We start from the raw sequence: 19,038 nt of genomic DNA on the forward strand, positions 1-19,038 counted from the left end.
CCTTCGATTGAAGTTCTATACGACCTCAATCTGGCACATCGATGCCGCTTCGGGGGCCGTCCACCCCATCATGCCGTGACAACTGTGGCACGCGAAAGCGGATCAGAATCGAGTGCTTCTTGGCACCGACAGCACGTCCTTTACCAACCGAGTAGGCACCGCTGCGGATGCAAGCGCCATTCTGAACCGCTGCATTCTTCGGCTGATGTAACGGCATGGATCCCAGGGTCTGCGCGACGTCGCTTCGCTCCTGCTCCGCCCTGGGATGACGAAGGCGCGGTGGCAACTCGGCTAATCGCGAGCGAAACCGGATCCCCTATCCTCATCCTCAGCTCACCTTGCTCTCCGGTAACCCGAACCCGCCAACAGGATGCGTTTCCACCTGAAACTCGAAGCCGGCAATGATCGGCCGTGCCTTGGCGATTGCCGCCTGGACCTCGGGCAGCTGCAGCGAAGCCTTGTGGCTTTCGGCGTCGGTCCACACCTCGGTCACCCAGATCGCGTCGGCATCGGCCGGGTCGGTGGCGATGATGTAGTTCAGGCAGCCGGGCATGGCGCCGGTGCTGGCGAGCAGGATATCCATCATTGCGTCACGCTGGCCGCGCATCGCCCGCATCTTGCCGATCAGTCCGTACATTCGCTTTTGCTCCGTTGAGATGACGCAACCAGGAGTATGCAGTTCGTCGCCTACGGCATCAACTGGCCGCCATTGACCTCGATCACCTGGCCGATGATGTAGCCGCTCAGCAGATCGGAGGAGAGGAATAGATAGGCGCCGACGCAGTCCTCGGCGGTGCCGGCGCGGCCCTGCGGGATGGTGGCGATCATGCCTCTCATCTGGTCGTCGGTCGAGTAGCGCTCGTGGAAAGGCGTCGCGATCGTGCCGGGCGCTACCGCGTTGACGCGGATGTTGAAACCGATCAGCTCCTTGGCCATGCCGCGCGTGATGTTGGAGACGAAGGCCTTGGCCGAGCCGTAAAGGCCGGCGCCGCCACCGGCTCCGTTGCGCGCGGCGATCGAGGAGGTGTTGACGATGAAGCCACCCTGCCGCTTCAGCCATGGGATCGCCTTGCGCGAAGCTGTCAGCACGGAACGCGCGTTGAGGTCCATCACCGCGTCGTAGTGCGCCTCGGTCTGCTCGGCATAGGGCACGCGGCCGAGCATGCCGCCGGCATTGTTGACGAGGCCGTCGAGCCGACCGAAATGTTTCGCACTGTCCTCGACGACGCGCTCGACATCGGCAGGGATCGAGAAATCGCCCTGGACTGGGAATACCTCGCCGCCGCCGTTGCGAATCGTCGCGGCCAGGTTTTCGGCAGCCGCGCGGCTCGAATTGTAATGCAGCGCGACGCGGCATTTCTGCGCGGCATAGGCAAGTGCAAGCGCCGCGCCGATGCCGGTCGAGGCGCCGGTGACCAGGACCGCCTTTCCGGCAAGGTCGGGGATGACCAGAGAGGGGCTGACAAGGGTGGTGGTGGTTGGCACGTCTGTTCCTCCGGAGGACTCTGCCTGCTCTTCGTAGGCCCTCGCAGTCCTCGCGTTCAAGTCCGTAAAAGCCTATGGCCTGAGATAGGCGAAGCCCTGGCGTTGCAATTCGGCGAGCTTGACGACGCCACCCCGGTCGGCTGCATGGAAGCCGTCGATCAGGTCGGCCAGGCCGATATCCATGCCGTGCATGGTGTTGGCGCAAGCGTGCGGGCTGAGCCCATCCTGGACAAGGCCGGCGAACCGCCCGGAAATGGCGGCCGATATGCCCTTCGACTTGAAGGCGGCAAGTGCTGGGCCGTGCACGACAAGCGCGATGTCGACCTTGCCGTCGGTGCCTTCGAAGTGGTTCTTGATGTTGCCGAGCACGAAATTGACCTTGTCGAGGTCGCTGAGGTGATAGGCGACCTTTTGCCTTTCCTCTTCGGCAGCCGCCGGTTTGACTTCACTAGCTGCAGCCTTGGTGGGGCGCAGCCCGAAAAGCCCGGCGGCCCCGGCAAGACCGACGCGGAAAATATCGCGGCGTCGCATGGCTTCATCTCCCATTTGCCGGCCCGCGCAAATTGCGTGGCCTCGGCCTCGATCCTAGCATAAATTGACACCACGTCTTGTCGGGGCAATGGAGGGGTAGCATGACGTCGAGGACCATAATGGGGACCTTTGTGGGCGCCGGAGTTGGGGTTGCCTTGCTTGCCGCCGTCGCCGGCACTGCTTTCGCCGATGACACGCTCAAACTCACCGAGTTCAGCCCCGACGGCAAGGACGCCTGCTTCGGCCGCGTCTACGACGCCGCGCATCTCAAGTCGCATCCGCAGCAGAAGGTGGCGCGCATCTTCTTCTATTACGGCCGCGATCCGGTCAGCCGGCCAAACGAGGAGCCAAGCACCGGCATCGATTCCTCCTACAATGGCTTCATGGCGACGACGGTACGCGGCGCCAAGGCGCCGGAATGGCTCGGCGGCTGGTGCAGTCACGAGTCGGAGGACGGCAAGACCGGCCCGATCCGCTGCGGCATGGACTGCGATCGCACCATGGCTTCGCTGAAGGTCGACGACAAAGGCCGGCTGATCGTCTCGGACGTGCAGCCCGACCTCTATCTCGACGCCGGATCGGAAGACGAGCTCGGCGAGGCGGAGTACGAACGGCAGGCGCTGGGCAAGGACGACGACGGCTTCAGGCTCGACCCGATGCCGGCCGCCACCTGCAAGGCCGAGTTCGCGCGCATCGACCCGATCGACCCGGCCCTTGGCCAGCCATTGCGCGAGCGGCTGAAGCCGGACCAGGCCTTCTGCTACGGACGCGACTACGACGCCGCGCATCTCGGCTCGCATCCCGATCAGCTGACCCAGTCGATCAGGGTGTTCCGCGGACCGGTCGAGCTGGCGTCCTTTGCCAAGGAGGGCGATCCGGCCAATTGGCCAAGCGGCGCCGATATCGCCGTTTCGGTTACCACGCGGGAGAAATCGGCCAAGGTCACGCAGGTCTACAACTGCCAGGGCGAGGGCGACCAGTGGCGCTGCGCGGCGAGCGCGAAGACGGGTGCTGCCGCCTGCGATATCGCGCAAAAGGAGGTCTTCCTTCGCCGCGGCGCCAACGGCACGATGATGCTGGCCAACCCGAACAGCGGCCTGCCGATCGTCGATCTGTGCTCGAAGGCGGCGGAAGGCGACACAATGTCCGACGACAAGGTCTACCGGCTGGAGCCGATGCCGCAGGCTGCCTGCGGGCTATAGCAACCGCAATGCTGGAGGGACAGCGCCCCCTCTGTCCTGCCGGACATCTCCCCCACTTGGGGGGAGATCGGCCGTCACTGCCGCTTTCGCCAATCACCCATCGTCGCAGGAGTGAGCGGCGCGCTGAAGCTGCCAATCTCCCCACTTGTGGGGGAGATGTCCGGCAGGACAGAGGGGGGCGCGAAGGATCACCACTGAGCGATTTTTCTCCGCGCCGCCTCACGCGAACGGCACGGCCGTCGTGCCCTTGGGCAGTTTCGCCTCGTCGTCGGGCTCGACATGGATGATGACGCGGACGGAAGGGATCTCTGCCTGCAGTGCGTCCTCGATGCGGTCGCAAATGACGTGGCTGGCGCCGACCGACATGTCGGCGTCGACGACTAGATGGAACTCGATGAAGGTGGCGCGGCCGGCGATGCGGGTCTTCAGGTCGTGGACCTCGAGTGCGCCCTTGCAATTGGCCGAGATGATGTCGCGGATGCGGATATGTTCCTGTGTGTCGACGGCGCGATCCATCAGCCCGTTCATAGACGAGCCGATGACGTGCCAGCCCTGCCACAGAATGTTCAGCGCCACGATCACGGCAAGAGCCGGATCGAGAACCTGCCAGCCGGTCAGCACGGCGCCGACCAGGCCGATGAACACACCGACCGAGGTCGCCACGTCGGTCATGATGTGCCTGCCGTCGGCGACGAGAGCCGGCGATTTTTCACTCCGTCCGGTGCGGATCAGCGTCAAGGCCCAGACGGCGTTGATGACGGTTGCGACGCCGTTGACGGCAAGGCCGGTCCATGGCTGTTCGAGCGGGGCCGGATGCTGCCACGACCACCAGACCTCGTTGAGGATCAGCAGGGCGGCAAGCACGATCAGCACGCCTTCGAGGACGGCCGAGAAATACTCGGCCTTGTGGTGGCCGAACGGATGGTCCTGATCGGCCGGCTTGTAACTGACCCGGATCGCCCAATATGCGGCGGCCGAGGCAATGACGTTGACGATCGATTCCAGCGCGTCCGAATAAAGCGCAACCGAGCCGGTGATGTACCAGGCGGCCAGCTTCAGGCCGAGCACGACGAAGGCGACAATGATCGACCAGAAGGCGAGGCTGGCGACCTTCTGCCTGGCGGCGGTTTTGATTTCGGCGGTGGTCATTGAGGAGGCCGCGTTCCTTCGCGCCTCCCTCTGTCCTGCCGGACATCTCCCCCACGAGGGGGGAGATCGGCCATCATGGACGACGTCGCTGGATCTACAATGTTTGAGATTGGCGAAAACCGAAATGAGAGACAATCTCCCCCCAAGTGGGGGAGATGTCCGGCAGGACAGAGGGGGGCGACGTAGAGCGCAAACCTCAACACGAAAACTCCTGGCCCTAAGCGGCCTTTTCCTTGGCCTTGCGCGGCAGGTGCGCGACAATGTTCTCGATGATGCGCATGCCGGCATTGTGGCCGAGCGTCATGATCGATTCCGGGTGGAACTGCACCGCAGCGATCGGCTCCTTGCGGTGCTCGAAGGCCATGATGATGCCGTCTTCGGTCTCGGCGGTGACGACAAAACCATCGGGCAGCCGCACTGGATCGGCGAAGATCGAATGGTAACGGCCGACCGTCACCTCCTTGGGCAGGCCCGAGAAGATGATGCCCGGCTTCGACACGCGAATGCGCGACGGCTTGCCATGCATGGGGATGTGCAGTTGGCGCAGCTCGCCGCCATAGGCCTCGGCCAGCGCCTGCAGCCCGAGGCAGACGCCGAAGATCGGCAGGTCGCGCGCACGGGCCCGCTTGATGGTGGCGGCGCAGTCGAAGTCCTTGGGCGTGCCGGGGCCGGGCGACAGCACGACCAGGTTGGGCTTCAGCCGGTCGAAGATCTCGTCCGGCACCGGTGTGCGCACCGTCGAGACATTGGCGCCGGTCTGGCGGAAATAGTTGGCGAGCGTATGGACGAAACTGTCCTCGTGATCGACGAGCAGGATGTTGACGCCGTCGCCGACACGCGCGGTACTGCGTTCGGTGCTGGCGGCATTGCCTAATTTGGCGTCGCGGATGGCGGAGAGCATGGCGGATGCCTTCAATTCGGTTTCGGCTTCTTCTTCCTCGGGGATGCTGTCGAAGAGCAGGGTGGCGCCGGCGCGCACCTCGGCGATGCCGTCCTTGATGCGGATGGTGCGAAGCGTCAGGCCGGTGTTCATGTCACCGTTGAAGTTGACCATGCCGATCGCCCCGCCATACCAGGCGCGCGGGCTCTTCTCGTTCTGCTCGATGAAGCGCATGGCCCATAATTTCGGCGCGCCGGTAACGGTGACCGCCCAGGCATGCGACAAGAAGGCGTCGAAAGCGTCCATGCCTTCGCGCAGCCGTCCCTCGATGTGGTCGACGGTGTGGATCAGGCGCGAATACATCTCGATCTGGCGGCGGCCGATGACGCGCACCGAGCCCGGCTCGCAGACCCTCGATTTGTCGTTGCGGTCGACGTCCGAGCACATGGTGAGTTCGGATTCGTCCTTCTTCGAATTGAGCAGCTTCAAGATCTGCTCGCTGTCGGAAATGGCGTCGTCGCCGCGCTTGATGGTACCGGAGATCGGGCAGGTCTCGACGCGGCGGCCGTTGACGCGCACGAACATTTCCGGTGAAGCGCCGATCAGATATTCGCCCTCGCCGAGATTGATGAAGAAGGAATAGGGCGAAGGGTTGATGCTCTTCAGCTTGCGGGAAATTTCGGAGGGCTGGGTTTCGCAGCGTTCGTAGAACATCTGCCCCGGCACCACTTCGAACAAGTCGCCGCGCTCGAAGCTCTTCATCGCCTTGCGCACCAGCTTGGCATATTCGCCCGGCTCGTGGTCACCGCGCGGCGGGATGCGGTCTGCGGTCCTGAACGGCTCGACGACTTCGTCGCGCGGCAGGCCTTCGGTCGAGAAGCCATCGCCGGAATAGTCGTAGCGGTCGGTCCAGGCCTTGGTCGAATAATGGTCGACGACGAGGATTTCGTCGGGCAGGAACAGCACGAGATCGCGCTGGCTTGGCTTGCGCTCGAGCTTGTAGTCGACCGGATCGAACTGGAAGGCGAGGTCGTAGCCGAAGGCGCCATAGAGGCCGAGATTGGCGTCCTCCTCGGTCTTGAACAAAGCCGTGATGGCGCGCAGCACGGTGAAGACGGAGGGAACGCGGCTGCGTTCCTCTTCGGTAAAGATACGACCGGGCTTGGCGACCTCGAGGCGGATGAGTTTGTTGGACGTCTCGGCGATCGTTACGTCGTCAAGGCCGGCAAGCACCGTGCCGATCACCGGCAAAAGCACCTCGCCGCGGCGGTTCAGCGCCTCGATGCGCATGGCGCGGCCGCGTGCCGAGATCGCCACGGGCGGATCGATGATGGCGGTGTCCCAGCGGGTATAGCGGCCGGGATATTCGTAATTCGAGGAAAACACGGCGCCGCGGCGCGAATTCAGGCCATCGACATAGCCGTCGATCGCCCCTTCATATGGCCGGTCATGGCGCTGGCGGGTAATCGCCACGCCACCCGCGGTGACGAAGCGCTCGGCGCCATTCTCCAGAATTTTCGTCGTCATTGCCGTCTCCATCAGCGTCTTTGGGGCAACGGACCCGGGAATGGCTTGAAAAAAACAAATGGCCGCCCGGACATTCCGCTGCGGCCACCCTCTATTGTCACGCGAACGCGTTCGAACAGGCCGCTGTCAGCGAGCCCACCACCAAATGGTCTTGATCGAACGCATATTCATGGCGAAATCCATAGCCGCGAAAAGCGGTATGCGCAACAGGTTTGAAAGTCTGTGGGGTGGCTGCCGCTTTCGCAACCCATGGCACATGGCCAAGACCGGCAGTCCTGCCTAGACTCTGCATCACACAGCAAGAAGACGGGAAGATATCAAATGACCGAGCAGATCGACCGCGCACGGACGTTCCATTCCCTCCATGTCAAGGGAAACCCGATTGTCCTCTACAATGCCTGGGATCCAGGCTCCGCCAAGATCATCGAGAAAGCAGGGGCCAGGGCCATCGCCACCGGAAGCTGGCCGGTCGCGGCTGCTTTCGGATTCGCCGATGGCGAGAAGATCCCGTTGGAACTCGCGCTCGAAAACATCAAACGCATCGTTGCGGCGGTGGATGTGCCGGTAACCATGGACCTCGAGGGGGGTTACGGGGTCGCTCCGGAGGTTGTCGCCCGCAGCGTGGCGCTCGCCGTGCAGGCTGGGGCCGTCGGCTTTAATTTCGAGGATCAGATTGTCGGCGGCAGTGGGCTGCACGACATCGCCAAACAGGTGAGGCGGATCGAAGCCGCCGCAGCGGCGGTGAAGGCGTCGGGTATTCCGGCCTTCATTAACACCCGAACCGACATTTTCCTGAAGGCTAAACCGAATGCGCACGACAGGGCTCTTCTCGATCAGGCGATCGAGCGGGCGCACGCCTACGAAAGGGCCGGAGCGCATGGCTTCTTTGCGCCGGGGCTTGCCGATGAAGGCCTGATCGAGGCGCTCTGCGAGGCAACGGCATTGCCGGTCAACATCATTGCCCTGGCGCATGTGCCGCCGCGCCAGAGGCTTGCCGAACTCGGCGTCGCCCGCGTGAGCCATGGTCCGGTGCCGTACCGGCAGATGGCCGAATGGCTGGAGGCCAAGGCACGACAGGCGATTTCGGGCTAGCCTGGCGGGTGCGTCAGTCCTCCAGCGTCCCCGACCTTGCATCGGCGCTCGTCCTGTCGCCGACCAGCTTCAAGAGGTCTTCGCCGGCGCGGATGATGCGCCGGGAACGCCGTGTCAGGATGAGGCCCGCCTGCGGCGCCAACACTTCCGTGCGGCCGTCGGGCTCGCCGGGCGCGTGGACGATGGTGGCAAGGCGCGCACCCTTGGTGACGCGGTCGCCCGGCTTCACGTCGAAGAGGATCGCGCCCGAGTGGGGCGCCGGCATCATCTCGATGTTTTCGATAGGTGCGACGAGCCCAACGAAGCTGCCAGGCGCGGGCAGCGCCTGATCCCGGATGACGCCGCGCGCCACCAGCAGCCGGTAGAGCCCTTCGGCATCGGCGCCGGCCAGGGCGCCGTCGACATCGAGTATGCCGCGATATTCGACGGTGGTGGCGACGCGTCGATCCAGGCGCGCCACGCCGGCGGGAACGTTCTGGTATGGCATGATCGAGGCGCCTTCGAAGGTGCCGTCGGGATCTTCGTCCCACAGCATCACCGCGTCGACGCCCATGGCCGCCGCACAGTCCGCCATCGCCGGCCACAGGCTGGTGTGGACGTAGAGATAGGCGAGGCCTTCATCGTCGCAATGCAGGTCGAGCACGATGTCGTGGCCGATGGAGAGCTGCAGCAGCCGCGTCTTCAGCCGCTGGTCGACCGTGCCGTGCGCCGGCAGGAGCGAGAGGTCGGGCGCGGCGAGCCGCGGAAAGCCACGGTTGAAATTGGTGCGCGTGCCCAGATGGAAGCGGCCCTGATGGTCGCCGTAGAGATATTGCGCCCGGCCGATCGGATTGGCCCAGGGCACGATGGTCATGTTGCCGGTGATGCGGCCTTCGGCTTCCGCCTTGCCAAGCATCGGCATCAGCGCGTCGAGGGCAACGACGCCCGGCAATTCGCCGGCATGAAGTGCCGCCTGCAGATAGGCGGAAGGCGCCGTCTGGTCCGTTCCGGTGAAGCGGAAGACGGGGAATTCGTAGGAAACGCCTTCGCTGTCGCCGGCGATGCGTTCGATGGATTTCTGCATGGGATGCCTCCGGGAGAAGAGGCGGAACACATGCCCTTTTGCCCCTGGGCTGTCGATTGGTCCAGCCGGCGCTGCTATGGGCGCACGATTCTACCCTGCGCTCACACCAGCGGCTTGAGTTCCTGGGCGATGGTCGGCAGAAGCTCCGAGACGTTCGGGTGGATGTGCACGGCGCGCGCCAGCGTGCTGACCGGCGCCTTGGCATACATCAGGTCGAGCACGCAGTGCACCGCTTCGTCGCCGCCCGGGCCGAGCACCGAACAGCCGAGGATCTCCCTGGTGTCGGCATCGACCAGGATCTTCATGAAACCTTGCGTCTCACCTTTTTCGACGGCACGGCTGACACGGGTCATTGGCCGCTGGCCGACCAGGGCGCGGCGGCCGGATTTCCTAACCGCGGCTTCGGTCATGCCGCAGCGGCCGAGTGGTGGGTCGATATAGAGCGCGTAGGCCTCGATGCGGTCGCTGACCTTGCGCGGATCGTTGTCGAGCAGGTTGGCGGCGACGATCTCGTAGTCGTTGTAGGAGGTGTGGGTGAAGGCGCCCTTGCCGTTGCAGTCGCCCATCGCCCAGATGCCGGGCACGCTGGTGCGCAACTGGTCGTCGACGACGATGAAGCCGCGTTTGTCGACCTCGACGCCGGCTTTGTCGAGGCCGAGATCATCGGTGTTTGGCGTGCGGCCGAGCGCCAGCAGCACATGCGAGCCGACCGCAGCTGCCTTGCCTGGCGAGAACGTCACGGCGATTTCGTTGCCTCGCCTGGCGAAGCGGATGTCGTCAGCGCCGAGATGGACGGCAATGGCTTCGTTTTCGAGGATCGACAAAATGGCGCCCGAGACATCCTCGTCCTCGCGGCCGATCAGGCGCGGGCTTTTTTCGATGACTGTGACTTCGGAACCGAAGCGACGGAACATCTGCGCGAATTCGAGCGAGACATAGCTGCCGCCGACAACGATGAGATGGCGCGGCAGCACGTCGAGATCCATCATCGACGAGTTGGTGAGGTAGGATACGTCGTTGACACCGGGCAGGTCGGGCACCGAGGCGCGGCCACCGGTGTTGAGGAATATCCTTTCGGCGCTCAGCAGATCGTCGCCGACGCGCACCGCATTGGCGCTCACGAAACGCGCATGGCCGCGATAGAGCGTGCATTTGTCCATGCCGGCAATCCAGTCTTCGAGATTGCCGCGTGCGTCGTTGGAGACCTTGTCCTTGCGCGCCTTGATCGCCTTGTAGTTGACGCCGACGGGACCGGAGAGCGTCACCCCGTAATCCGCTGCGGAGCGGGCGAGATGCGCGGCATAGGCGCTTGCTACCATCGTTTTGGTCGGCGTGCAGCCGGTGTTGACGCAAGTGCCGCCGACCAGCTTTCGCTCGATCAGCGCCACGCTCATGCCGGCCGCATTCAGCCGGCCGGCGAGCGGTGGGCCGGCCTGCCCGGCACCGACGATGATGGCGTCGAATGCCTTTGCCGTCATGCCACTGCCGCCACGATCAGAAGCCCGCCGACGATCGCCACCGCGTCCTCGATGAAGGCGGCGGGCGGGTCCTTGCCGAAGGCGGTGGCCAGGCGTTTGCGCGCCTCGGCGCCGCCCAGCGTGCCGATCACCGCGCCGATGGCGCCGGCGATCAGGCCGCCGATGATGGCGCCACCGGTGGCGCCGATCACCGCGCCGGTGAAAGCGCCCAGGACGATGCGCGTGCCGAATTGCTGCGGCACCTTGCGGCTCGGCGTCGATGGCAGCTGGTCGGTGACCAGCTCGGCGATGGCCAGGATGGTGAAGATGCCGACGGCGATCCAGTGGCCCATGAAGCTCGCCCAGGTGCCGGCGACCGGCAGCCAGCCAAGCCAGGCGCCCCAGGCGACCGCTGCGGGCGCGGTCATAGCGCGAAGCCCGGCAACGATGCCGATCAGGAGTGCAAGAATGTACAGCATGATCGATCCCCTCGATGGCCGGCTTGGGACAGGTCCGAGAAGGCAAGCTACCATAGGTCGGGTATTTGACCAGAGGTGGTGTCGCCGCCGGTGCTGCTTTGGCAAAGTTGAAACTGGAGTTGCGGCCATGACGGGGAGCGAACGCACGAAAATGGCGGCGGGCGAGTGGTATTGCTGCCTCGATCCGGAACTGGAGGCGCTGCGCATCACGGCGCGCGACGCGATGTTCGAGCACAACAGCCTGCCACCCCGGCAGCGTGGCGATATCGGGCCTGGATTGCGGGCGCTGCTCGGCGCTGCGGGCGAGGGCGCCCGGATCGAAGCGCCGTTCCACTGCGCCTATGGCTTCAACATCTTTCTCGGCGACCGCGTCTTCCTCAATGCCGGCTGCACCATTCTCGATACGGCGCCAGTGCGCATCGGCAAGGGAACGCTGCTCGGCCCCAATGTGCAGATCTATTGCGCCGAGCACCACAAGGAGGCCGCCGGACGACGGGCAGGGCTGGAGATGGCCAGGCCGGTCGAGATCGGCGACAATGCCTGGATCGGCGGAAGTGCCATCATCCTCGGCGGGGTCAGGATCGGCGATGGCGCTATCGTCGGCGCCGGTGCCGTGGTGACGCGCGACGTGGCGGCGAACACCACGGTTGTCGGCAATCCGGCACGGATAATCAGGAACGGCTGAGCACCGCGCTTCTGTCGCCGGTCATGTCCTCGTTTTGATGGACATGGCGGCTGTGTTCACTTGGCCGGAGGTGGATGCAACCGTGTGTCGAGCGCAAACGCCTCCTGGGTCTTCATGGCGTATGCCCCTCTGGCGAGGCTCGCGTCGAAGATCAGGTTCCAGCTGTGCTGCGATACGGCGCTCGGAATCACCACGAACCGGTGCCGTTGCAGAAGATCGTCGCCAAACGCCTGTTGCCCGGAGCTCGGAATGCCCGGGCGCAACCAATTGGGGTTGGGCACGGTGGCGGGGTCGACAATATGCACATCCGCGACATCGCTGACGATTGCTGCCGTCATGACATGCGCAATCGTGTCGAGCGCCCTGAAGCCCTTATGGACCGCAACTTCGAGGATCGCGGTCGACGGATCGATCGAGCAGTAGACGGCGCGCACGCCCTTGCTGTTCCAGCGTCCGCCCACCCTGTATGCGCCCTCGCCACTATCCCATGTAGGCGCAAACACGGCTTGATCGAGGCGCCATCCGATAAGCTCGGAGCCACCCAGCGCCGCCGGCAGCGGCGTCATGCATAAACGCCATATTCAAGCCGTTCGAGATAATCTTCTACAAGCTCGATCCCCGCCGGCGTTGCCAGAAGGTCGATTGGACGACGCTGGTCGAGCCCGATCGCCGGGCGCTCCAGCCATTGCTCTGCTTCCGCCTGCGAACCGAACACGTCGGTAGCTTTCGACAGGATCTCCGCGAACTTCCAGGTTCGTCCGCTCTGGTCCTGACTGAGAGGCTTGGAAGGAGCATCCTTGCGGCGCTGATAGGTGCGCAGGCTCATGCCGACGGCCTTCTCCAGCGAATCGGTCTTCTGGATGAAGACGAGTTGCCCGATAAGATGGTCCAGCGCTGAAGCCGGCAGGCCGTGCAGAAGCAGCTCGTGGGCATCCAAAGCGCTGCTGAGGCGCCTTGCCAGAACGCGGCTGCCGCCGAGCAATCTGGCCACCTTCTGCAGTTCATTGCTGCCTGCCTTTGTTGCGGTCTTCTCAAATGCCATTGCCATGGCTTGCTCCCTATGTCATCTGTCGCTTAATATATGACACATGACGCAACCTCTTTCAACGAGCGAGAAAGACAGCATGCGGATCGCCGCAGGTTTCACTTCGGCGAGTGCATTGAAAACCTATCCAGATCGACACTCCTCGAGAATTCGCGCCGGTACTGCGCCGGCGAAGTTCTGAGGCGCGCCGCGAAATGCTGGCGCAGCGAGGTGGCGCTGCCGAAGCCGGCCTCGAAGGCAACCGTGTCCATCGATTTTTCAGTTGCTTCCAGCAGCCGCTGCGCCAGCTGGACGCGCTGGTCGGTCAGCCAGTCACCGAAACTGGTGCCGATCGTTTTCTGGAAACGGCGCGTGAACGTCCGGCGGGTGAGGCCGGCGTGACCGGCAACGCTGTCCAGACTGTGCGGCTCACCCAGGGTTTTGCGCACCGTTTCGAGAGCTTGGGTAAAGCGGTCCGCATTGCCCGTCCTGGCGATGGGACGTTCGATGAATTGCGCCTGCCCGCCCTGCCTGTGCGGAGAGAGCACGATCTGCCGGGCAAGGCGAAGTGCCGCCTCTGCACCGTAACGAGCCCGTACGACGTGCAGGCAGCAGTCGAGCCCGGCGGCGACGCCGGCGGATGTCACGACGTCGCCATTGTCGATGTAGAGCACTTCCGGTTCGACGAGAATGTCGGGATAGAGTTCCTGCAGCTGATCCGCGTAGGCCCAGTGCGTCGCCGCTCGCCGCCCCGAAAGCAGTCCGGTCGCCGCGACAGCGAACGTTCCCAGGCACAGTCCGACGATCAGCGCGCCGCGCCGATGCGCGCCAAGCAACGCGTCGATCAATGCCGCTGGAGGTGAGCTCCCGAGATCCTTCCAGCTTGGCACGATGACGATGTCGGCGTCATCGAGCGCGGAAAGCCCGTGCGGGACGCTGATGGTCAGCCCGGCATCGGTGCGGATCGGCCCGTCCTCAATCGCGCAGACCCGGAAGTCGAAGCGCGGCAGGCCGAGCGTCGTGCGATCCGCGCCGAACACGAGACACGGCACGGAGAGATGAAACGGGCTGATGCCATCGAAGGCGATGGCGGCAACGGCAGGATCGGTCATGGAAGCACCAACAGGGGTAACAAGCAATTGTCCCAATTCTTTCGAATAATGTCAATTGGGACACTTTTTGCAATTCCATGCCGAACTTATCATCCACCCATAAATGTCCAACGGGAAAGGAAAACCCCATGTCGCAACCAGCCAAAGGCAAAGCTCCACGCCGCGCCCTCATCGTTATCGATGTTCAGAACGACTATGACGGCGGCAACCTCGCCATCCAGCATCCGCCCTTCCGCGACAGCGTCGTCAATGTAGCGCGAGCGATGGACGCGGCCACCGAGGCAGGCGTCAAGGTGGTGGTCATCAAACAGTTGGCGCCGGAAACCTCACCGGTCTTCGCCAAGGGCAGCCATGGCGCCGAGTTGCACCCGGAAATCGCCAGGCGAAACCGCGACCACTACATCGAAAAGAACCTTCCCAGCGCCTTCACCGGCACAGACCTCGAGGAGTGGCTGCGCGACAACTCGATCGAGACGATCACGGTCATTGGCTACATGACGCATAATTGCGACCTGTCGACGGTCGTCCACGCCGTGCATATGGGCTTTGAGGTGGAGTTCCTGTCGGACGCAACCGGGTCATTGCCCTACGCCAACAGCGCCGGGTACGCTTCGGGGGAGGAAATCCATCGCGTCGTGACGATCGTCCTGCAGTCGCGCTTCGCGGCGGTTCTCAAGACCGCCGAGTGGATCGATTGCCTGAAAACCGGCGTGGTTCCCCAGCACGACACACCCTATGCCTCCAACCAGCGCGCGCTGGCGCGAAGCGCGGCATAGGGACGAGATCATCGCGAAGACGCAAAAAGGGCGCCGCAGCGTTGCGGCGCCCTTTGCCGTTCGAGCGTTGATTATCCCTAGAACAGGCCTTCGATCTGGCCCATTTCGTTCAGGAAGATCTTTTCCGAAGATGGCGCTTTGGGCAGGCCGGGCATTGTCATCACCTCGCCGCAGATGATGACGACGAAGCCGGCGCCGGCAGACAGCCTGACCTCGCGCACCGGCACGGTGTGGCCCGTCGGCGCGCCGCGCAGATTCGGATCGGTGGAGAAGGAATATTGCGTCTTGGCCATGCAGACCGGCAAATGACCGTAGCCGGCGTGCTCCCAGGCGTGGAGCTGGTCGCGCACCGATTTGTCGGCGATCGCTTCGGAACCGCGATAGATGCGCTGGACGATGGTGTTGATCTTCTCGAACAGCGGCATGGCGTCGGGATAGAGCGGGGCAAATTGCGACGCGCCGGATTCGGCCAATGCCACGACTCTTTTGGCCAGTTCCTCGATGCCGGCCGATCCCTGAGCCCAGTGCTTGCACAGGATCGCCTCTTCGCCCATCGAGGCGACATAGTCCTTCATCGCCTGGATCTCGGCCTCGGTGTCGGAGTAGAAGTGGTTGATGGCGACCACAGCCGGCACACCGAACTGGCGGATGTTCTCGATATGGCGGCCGAGATTGGCGCAGCCCTTCTTGACCGCCTCGACGTTCTCCTTGCCTAGGTCCTCCTTCTTGACGCCGCCATTCATCTTCATGGCGCGAACCGTGGCGACGATGACCGCCGCTGCCGGCCTAAGGCCGGCCTTGCGGCATTTGATGTCGAAGAACTTTTCGGCACCGAGATCGGCGCCGAAACCGGCTTCGGTGACGACGTAATCGGCAAGCTTCAGCGCCGTCGTGGTGGCAACGACGGAGTTGCAGCCATGTGCGATGTTGGCGAAGGGGCCGCCATGGACGAAAGCCGGGTTGTTCTCCAGCGTCTGCACGAGATTGGGCTGCATGGCGTCCTTCAAGAGTACGGCCATCGCGCCGTCGGCCTTGAGGTCGCGGGCATAGACGGCCGACTTGTCGCGGCGATAGGCGACGATGATGTCGCCGAGGCGCTTTTCCAGGTCCTTCAGGTCGGTCGACAGGCACAGGATGGCCATGACTTCCGAGGCGACTGTGATGTCGAAACCGGCCTCGCGCGGGAAACCGTTGGCGACGCCGCCGAGCGAACAGATGATCTCGCGCAGCGACCGGTCGTTCATGTCCATGACGCGGCGCCAGACGACACGGCGGGTGTCGATGCCGAGCTCGTTGCCCCAATAGATGTGGTTGTCGATCAGCGCCGACAGCAAGTTATGCGCGGTGGTGATGGCATGGAAATCGCCGGTGAAGTGGAGGTTCATGTCCTCCATCGGCACGACCTGCGCGTAGCCGCCGCCGGCGGCACCGCCCTTGACGCCGAAATTCGGTCCGAGCGAAGCCTCGCGGATGCAGACGATGGCCTTCTTGCCGATGCGGTTGAGGCCATCGCCCAAGCCCACCGTCGTCGTCGTCTTGCCTTCGCCGGCCGGTGTCGGGTTGATGGCGGTGACGAGGATCAGCTTGCCGTCCTTGTTGCCCTTCACGGACTTGATGAACTCGGCCGAGATCTTCGCCTTGTCGTGGCCGTAGGGCAGAAGATGTTCGCTCGGAATGCCGATCTTTTGGCCGATCTCCTGGATCTGCTTCTTCCTGGCGCCGCGCGCGATCTCGATGTCGGACTTCACTTCGGCCATGACGGCTTCCCTCTGGATTGGACGGATTTGACTAGTGTGGTCGCAAGAACAGCCCGGCATTGCAGGCGCGAGCATGTTCTACCCCTGTCGCTGCCGCGGCGTCAACTTTCATGCAACTATGTTTCCTGCGAAGAAAATACCTCTGCCGCCGGCCGCTCTGCTACAGGTTCTTTTTTGCGCCGGTTGCAGCGCCGTATAGAAGCCAGAGCAGGCGCGGTTCCGCCGTCTCAAAACAGCCGCCTAATACGCGAAAAGCGACAGAAGCAACGGCGCAAATTCACCAGCGCCGGCTGTGCGGAACGATCCGCTACTGGGTCAGCACGTTGCTGATCTCGACCATGTTCGAGCGCACCCTGAGTATGTAAAAGCCCATCGTCGTCAGATGTGTCGGCAACAGCCAGCCGTCCTCGCGGCCATTGGCGATGATGAAGGGCTGGATGCGCAGCGCCGAGACGAATTGCGCGTCCATCGTATCCCACAGGTTCTGCAGGTGCTTTTCCTTGATGACGTCCTCGAAGTCGGCCTGTGCGCCTTTCATCAGCCCGTAATAGGCATAGAGCTGGCCATAGGCGAACCAGAAGCGGTCGTCGGCGCGGGTGTCGAACCAGCCATTATTGTGGTTTTCGGCACGCTCCTTGAGGATCGCCGAGGTCGAGCCGATATCGGACGAGATGCGGTCGATATACTGCTTGAGATTGTCGGCGCGGGCATCGAACGTCGCCTGGCAGGCTGCGAGGCGGGCGTTGAAGGAACGCAGCTTGCGAACCGCGTCGCGATAGTAGCTCGGCGTCGGCGTCTTGGGGCCGAACGGATTCAAGCCGAAATACCAGGTTTCCTCATCGAACTGCAGATTGCCGCGGGCGTCCTGCAGGTCGGCGTCGATCTGCGAGGTGGTGCGGACGCGGCCGAGATTATCGGCAAGCTCGGTCGCCGTGCGCCGCACCGCCTGGTTGATGCCGCGCTGGAACGAAGCCTTGTTGTCCATGAACGGCGTGTGGTCCCAGTCGATGCCGAACAGGCCGAGCTTGTAGAGGATCATCGACGACACCCAGGCATTCTGGTTGACGTTGAAGTCGGTCAGGTCGGCCGCAACCTGGGCAATGGCTGAATTTCCGCAGGTCTTGGCCGTGTCGGTGCCGGCGCCGGCGGAAACCTGTTCACCGGCGGAGCTGTTGCGTTTTTCGAACGTGTATTTGTCGACGTAATTCGGGTCGAAATTGTTCCACCACTGGGTGGCGTAGAAGAAATTGATATAGAGGCCGATCAGCACGAGCACAGCCAGGCCGAGCACCGCCTTCAGTATCCAGCCGCGTTGCGTGTACCAGCGCCCCGCCCACAGGAACGGCCACAGGATCGCACCGACGACCAAGCCGATGCCGCGGCCAATCCACTGGAAAATCCGGGTGAAGAAACTCACGATCGGATCAAGCATGGCGATATCACCCCCTCAGTCAGTCAAGCCGTAGAGGCGTGTGCGAAACGCCACCTTGTCCTTCAGATATGTGGTTTTCAGAACGTCCACAACATGCGATCTCCAGGCGTCGCTGAAGCCTTCATAATCCCTGTAGAAGCCCGGCTTGTTGAAGACGTAACGCGAGACGAAGTCCTGCGGCACGAAGTCCGAGATCAGCTGGTTGGTCAGCCAGGCGTCGGGATGGTCCGGCTTGGCGCGGATGACCAGGAAGCGCTGCTGCGGGAACACGTCCTCGATCTTGAGATGGCCGAGCTGGGCGATCTCGCGCTTGGCGGCGTTGAGGAAGGGAAAATTGCCGTCCCTGGTAATCAGATCGGTATGGCCGTGGATCCAGGTCTGCAGCCAGACCTTGTCGACGTCGGTCAGATTGCGCTCGGGATCGGCGTCGCGGATCAGCGCGCGCACCACCATTTCGGCGCGATGCTCGAGATAACCGGAGGTTTCGATCCATGAGGCGCGCGGCAGCTCGATGCGGCCGGTCGAGGCGAGGAACTTGAATACCTTGTCGGCGTCGTGGATCGAAAGGTAACTCACCTGCCATGGTCGCGAGCGGCGGAAGCCCGGCGCCGCCGGGTCGCTGATCACCGTCGTCACGTCGGGATCGACAAACACATAGAGCCCGCCGAAATGGCTGGTCCAATAGGCGTTGTGGCGGAAGATCACCTGGTCCGGCACCAGCGCATTCTCGCGGATGTCGCCGCAGATCTTCGCCAGCTCGACCATGTGGGCCAGCATGGCGTTGTCACGCCAGGCATCCGGCTCCTGCTTCAGCCGGTCGACCAGCTTGCCGAGTTCGGCGGCCTTGCCGAGCACGTCCTCCGCCGACAGCACCTTGAATTCGACCTGGTTGATCGACAGCAGGTCCTCGATGTCGTCGACCTTGGGGACCGAATCCTCGATCTCGCCATAGATGACGTCCTTGATCGTCAGCGCATCGATGGCACGCTGGTTCTTGGACATGAATTCGTACATCAGCAGCGAGGTGTTGGAAAAAGCCGTGTGCACCACCGGCAGGTCGATCTGCGACGGCGTCAGGATGATGAAGCGGCGGTTGACCTCGTTCGGATCGAGGTAGCTGTAGTCGCCGCATTCCTCGGCGACCTGCGGCGAAAAGCCGGTGCGGTCGATCTCGAAGCTTTTCAATCTGGTCGGCCTCAAGCCGAACGCGACCATCGCCTTGTTGTAGCGCTGGATCAGATGCGGCTCGTCGATCGTCAGCAGCCGGCCGTAGATCAGCTCGTTGTCGCGCAACAGATCGGGCTTCTTGGCGGGGCTCATGCGCGTAGTCCCAACCGATCTTGCGCTGGGTGACCGAGCTCCAACGCTGACGCCCCCCTCTCCCCGT

The 19,038-nt window shown here is 63.4% G+C and carries 18 protein-coding genes; 4 read left to right on the plus strand and 14 right to left on the minus strand.

The window, feature by feature from the left end; all coding sequences use genetic code 11:
- Window positions 1-328 precede the first annotated feature (328 nt).
- The 3 genes from AC0L2Y_RS20130 to AC0L2Y_RS20140 all read right to left on the minus strand — a co-directional run bounded on the left by AC0L2Y_RS20130 (window position 329) and on the right by AC0L2Y_RS20140 (window position 2,016).
- The gene (locus AC0L2Y_RS20130) at window positions 329-637 is read right to left on the minus strand and encodes a putative quinol monooxygenase (protein WP_352664581.1); all 309 of its coding nucleotides are present in this window, start codon (window positions 635-637) and stop codon (window positions 329-331) included.
- Between the two features lie 50 nt (window positions 638-687).
- Window positions 688-1,485 carry an SDR family NAD(P)-dependent oxidoreductase gene (locus tag AC0L2Y_RS20135; protein ID WP_473558949.1) on the minus strand — a complete coding sequence of 266 codons (798 nt, stop codon included), beginning with the start codon at window positions 1,483-1,485 and terminating at the stop codon, window positions 688-690.
- Window positions 1,486-1,557: 72 nt separating this feature from the next.
- A complete protein-coding gene (locus AC0L2Y_RS20140) occupies window positions 1,558-2,016 on the minus strand; it encodes a DsrE family protein (RefSeq protein WP_473558951.1) in 459 nt (152 codons plus the stop codon).
- Window positions 2,017-2,117: 101 nt separating this feature from the next.
- On the opposite strand from AC0L2Y_RS20140, the gene AC0L2Y_RS20145 reads away from it, so the two are divergent.
- A complete protein-coding gene (locus AC0L2Y_RS20145; protein WP_473558953.1) occupies window positions 2,118-3,218 on the plus strand; it encodes a hypothetical protein in 1,101 nt (366 codons plus the stop codon).
- Between the two features lie 219 nt (window positions 3,219-3,437).
- Here AC0L2Y_RS20145 and AC0L2Y_RS20150 read toward each other — a convergent pair whose 3' ends face one another.
- Both AC0L2Y_RS20150 and AC0L2Y_RS20155 read right to left on the minus strand, forming a co-directional pair.
- Window positions 3,438-4,367 (minus strand): cation diffusion facilitator family transporter, encoded by a 930-nt coding sequence (locus tag AC0L2Y_RS20150; RefSeq protein WP_352488950.1) that lies wholly within the window; start codon window positions 4,365-4,367, stop codon window positions 3,438-3,440.
- Window positions 4,368-4,584: 217 nt separating this feature from the next.
- A complete protein-coding gene (locus AC0L2Y_RS20155; RefSeq protein ID WP_473558955.1) occupies window positions 4,585-6,774 on the minus strand; it encodes an anthranilate synthase in 2,190 nt (729 codons plus the stop codon).
- A 321-nt stretch (window positions 6,775-7,095) separates the two neighbouring features.
- On the opposite strand from AC0L2Y_RS20155, the gene AC0L2Y_RS20160 reads away from it, so the two are divergent.
- Window positions 7,096-7,866, plus strand: coding sequence for an isocitrate lyase/PEP mutase family protein (locus AC0L2Y_RS20160; RefSeq protein WP_473558957.1), 771 nt, complete (start codon window positions 7,096-7,098; stop codon window positions 7,864-7,866).
- Window positions 7,867-7,879: 13 nt separating this feature from the next.
- On the opposite strand, the gene AC0L2Y_RS20165 is transcribed toward AC0L2Y_RS20160, so the two are convergent.
- The 3 genes from AC0L2Y_RS20165 to AC0L2Y_RS20175 all read right to left on the minus strand — a co-directional run bounded on the left by AC0L2Y_RS20165 (window position 7,880) and on the right by AC0L2Y_RS20175 (window position 10,865).
- Window positions 7,880-8,929 carry a M14 family metallopeptidase gene (locus AC0L2Y_RS20165; protein WP_473558959.1) on the minus strand — a complete coding sequence of 350 codons (1,050 nt, stop codon included), beginning with the start codon at window positions 8,927-8,929 and terminating at the stop codon, window positions 7,880-7,882.
- Between the two features lie 101 nt (window positions 8,930-9,030).
- On the minus strand, window positions 9,031-10,407 hold the full coding sequence (locus tag AC0L2Y_RS20170) for an FAD-containing oxidoreductase (protein ID WP_352488956.1): 1,377 nt from the start codon (window positions 10,405-10,407) through the stop codon (window positions 9,031-9,033).
- Window positions 10,404-10,865, minus strand: a complete 462-nt coding sequence (locus AC0L2Y_RS20175; RefSeq protein ID WP_352488957.1) for a DUF4126 domain-containing protein — start codon at window positions 10,863-10,865, stop codon at window positions 10,404-10,406. Before AC0L2Y_RS20175 ends, AC0L2Y_RS20170 begins: the two co-directional genes overlap by 4 nt.
- 127 nt (window positions 10,866-10,992) lie before the next feature.
- Here AC0L2Y_RS20175 and AC0L2Y_RS20180 point away from each other — a divergent pair, with 127 nt between their 5' ends.
- On the plus strand, window positions 10,993-11,550 hold the full coding sequence (locus AC0L2Y_RS20180) for a sugar O-acetyltransferase (RefSeq protein WP_473558961.1): 558 nt from the start codon (window positions 10,993-10,995) through the stop codon (window positions 11,548-11,550).
- A gap of 56 nt (window positions 11,551-11,606) precedes the next feature.
- Here the strand turns inward: AC0L2Y_RS20180 and AC0L2Y_RS20185 are convergent, their stop codons facing one another.
- The 3 genes from AC0L2Y_RS20185 to AC0L2Y_RS20195 all read right to left on the minus strand — a co-directional run bounded on the left by AC0L2Y_RS20185 (window position 11,607) and on the right by AC0L2Y_RS20195 (window position 13,686).
- A complete protein-coding gene (locus AC0L2Y_RS20185; protein WP_352488960.1) occupies window positions 11,607-12,116 on the minus strand; it encodes an RES family NAD+ phosphorylase in 510 nt (169 codons plus the stop codon).
- Window positions 12,113-12,598, minus strand: a complete 486-nt coding sequence (gene parS, locus AC0L2Y_RS20190; protein WP_473558963.1) for a type II RES/Xre toxin-antitoxin system antitoxin — start codon at window positions 12,596-12,598, stop codon at window positions 12,113-12,115. The genes AC0L2Y_RS20185 and parS overlap by 4 nt, the downstream gene beginning before the upstream one ends.
- A 95-nt stretch (window positions 12,599-12,693) precedes the next feature.
- A complete protein-coding gene (locus AC0L2Y_RS20195; protein WP_473558965.1) occupies window positions 12,694-13,686 on the minus strand; it encodes a helix-turn-helix domain-containing protein in 993 nt (330 codons plus the stop codon).
- A 128-nt stretch (window positions 13,687-13,814) separates the two neighbouring features.
- Here AC0L2Y_RS20195 and AC0L2Y_RS20200 point away from each other — a divergent pair, with 128 nt between their 5' ends.
- On the plus strand, window positions 13,815-14,462 hold the full coding sequence (locus AC0L2Y_RS20200; protein WP_473558967.1) for a cysteine hydrolase family protein: 648 nt from the start codon (window positions 13,815-13,817) through the stop codon (window positions 14,460-14,462).
- Between the two features lie 77 nt (window positions 14,463-14,539).
- Here the strand turns inward: AC0L2Y_RS20200 and AC0L2Y_RS20205 are convergent, their stop codons facing one another.
- From AC0L2Y_RS20205 to AC0L2Y_RS20215, 3 genes are all read right to left on the minus strand, one after another.
- The gene (locus AC0L2Y_RS20205) at window positions 14,540-16,219 is read right to left on the minus strand and encodes a formate--tetrahydrofolate ligase (protein WP_352466802.1); all 1,680 of its coding nucleotides are present in this window, start codon (window positions 16,217-16,219) and stop codon (window positions 14,540-14,542) included.
- Window positions 16,220-16,526: 307 nt separating this feature from the next.
- Entirely contained in the window at window positions 16,527-17,651 is a 1,125-nt protein-coding gene (locus tag AC0L2Y_RS20210; RefSeq protein WP_473558969.1) for a DUF2333 family protein, read from the minus strand.
- Window positions 17,652-17,666: 15 nt separating this feature from the next.
- Window positions 17,667-18,971, minus strand: a complete 1,305-nt coding sequence (locus tag AC0L2Y_RS20215) for a DUF6638 family protein (RefSeq protein WP_473558970.1) — start codon at window positions 18,969-18,971, stop codon at window positions 17,667-17,669.
- Between the last annotated feature and the right edge of the window lie 67 nt (window positions 18,972-19,038).

It is taken from the genome of Mesorhizobium sp. WSM4830, from assembly GCF_055811495.1.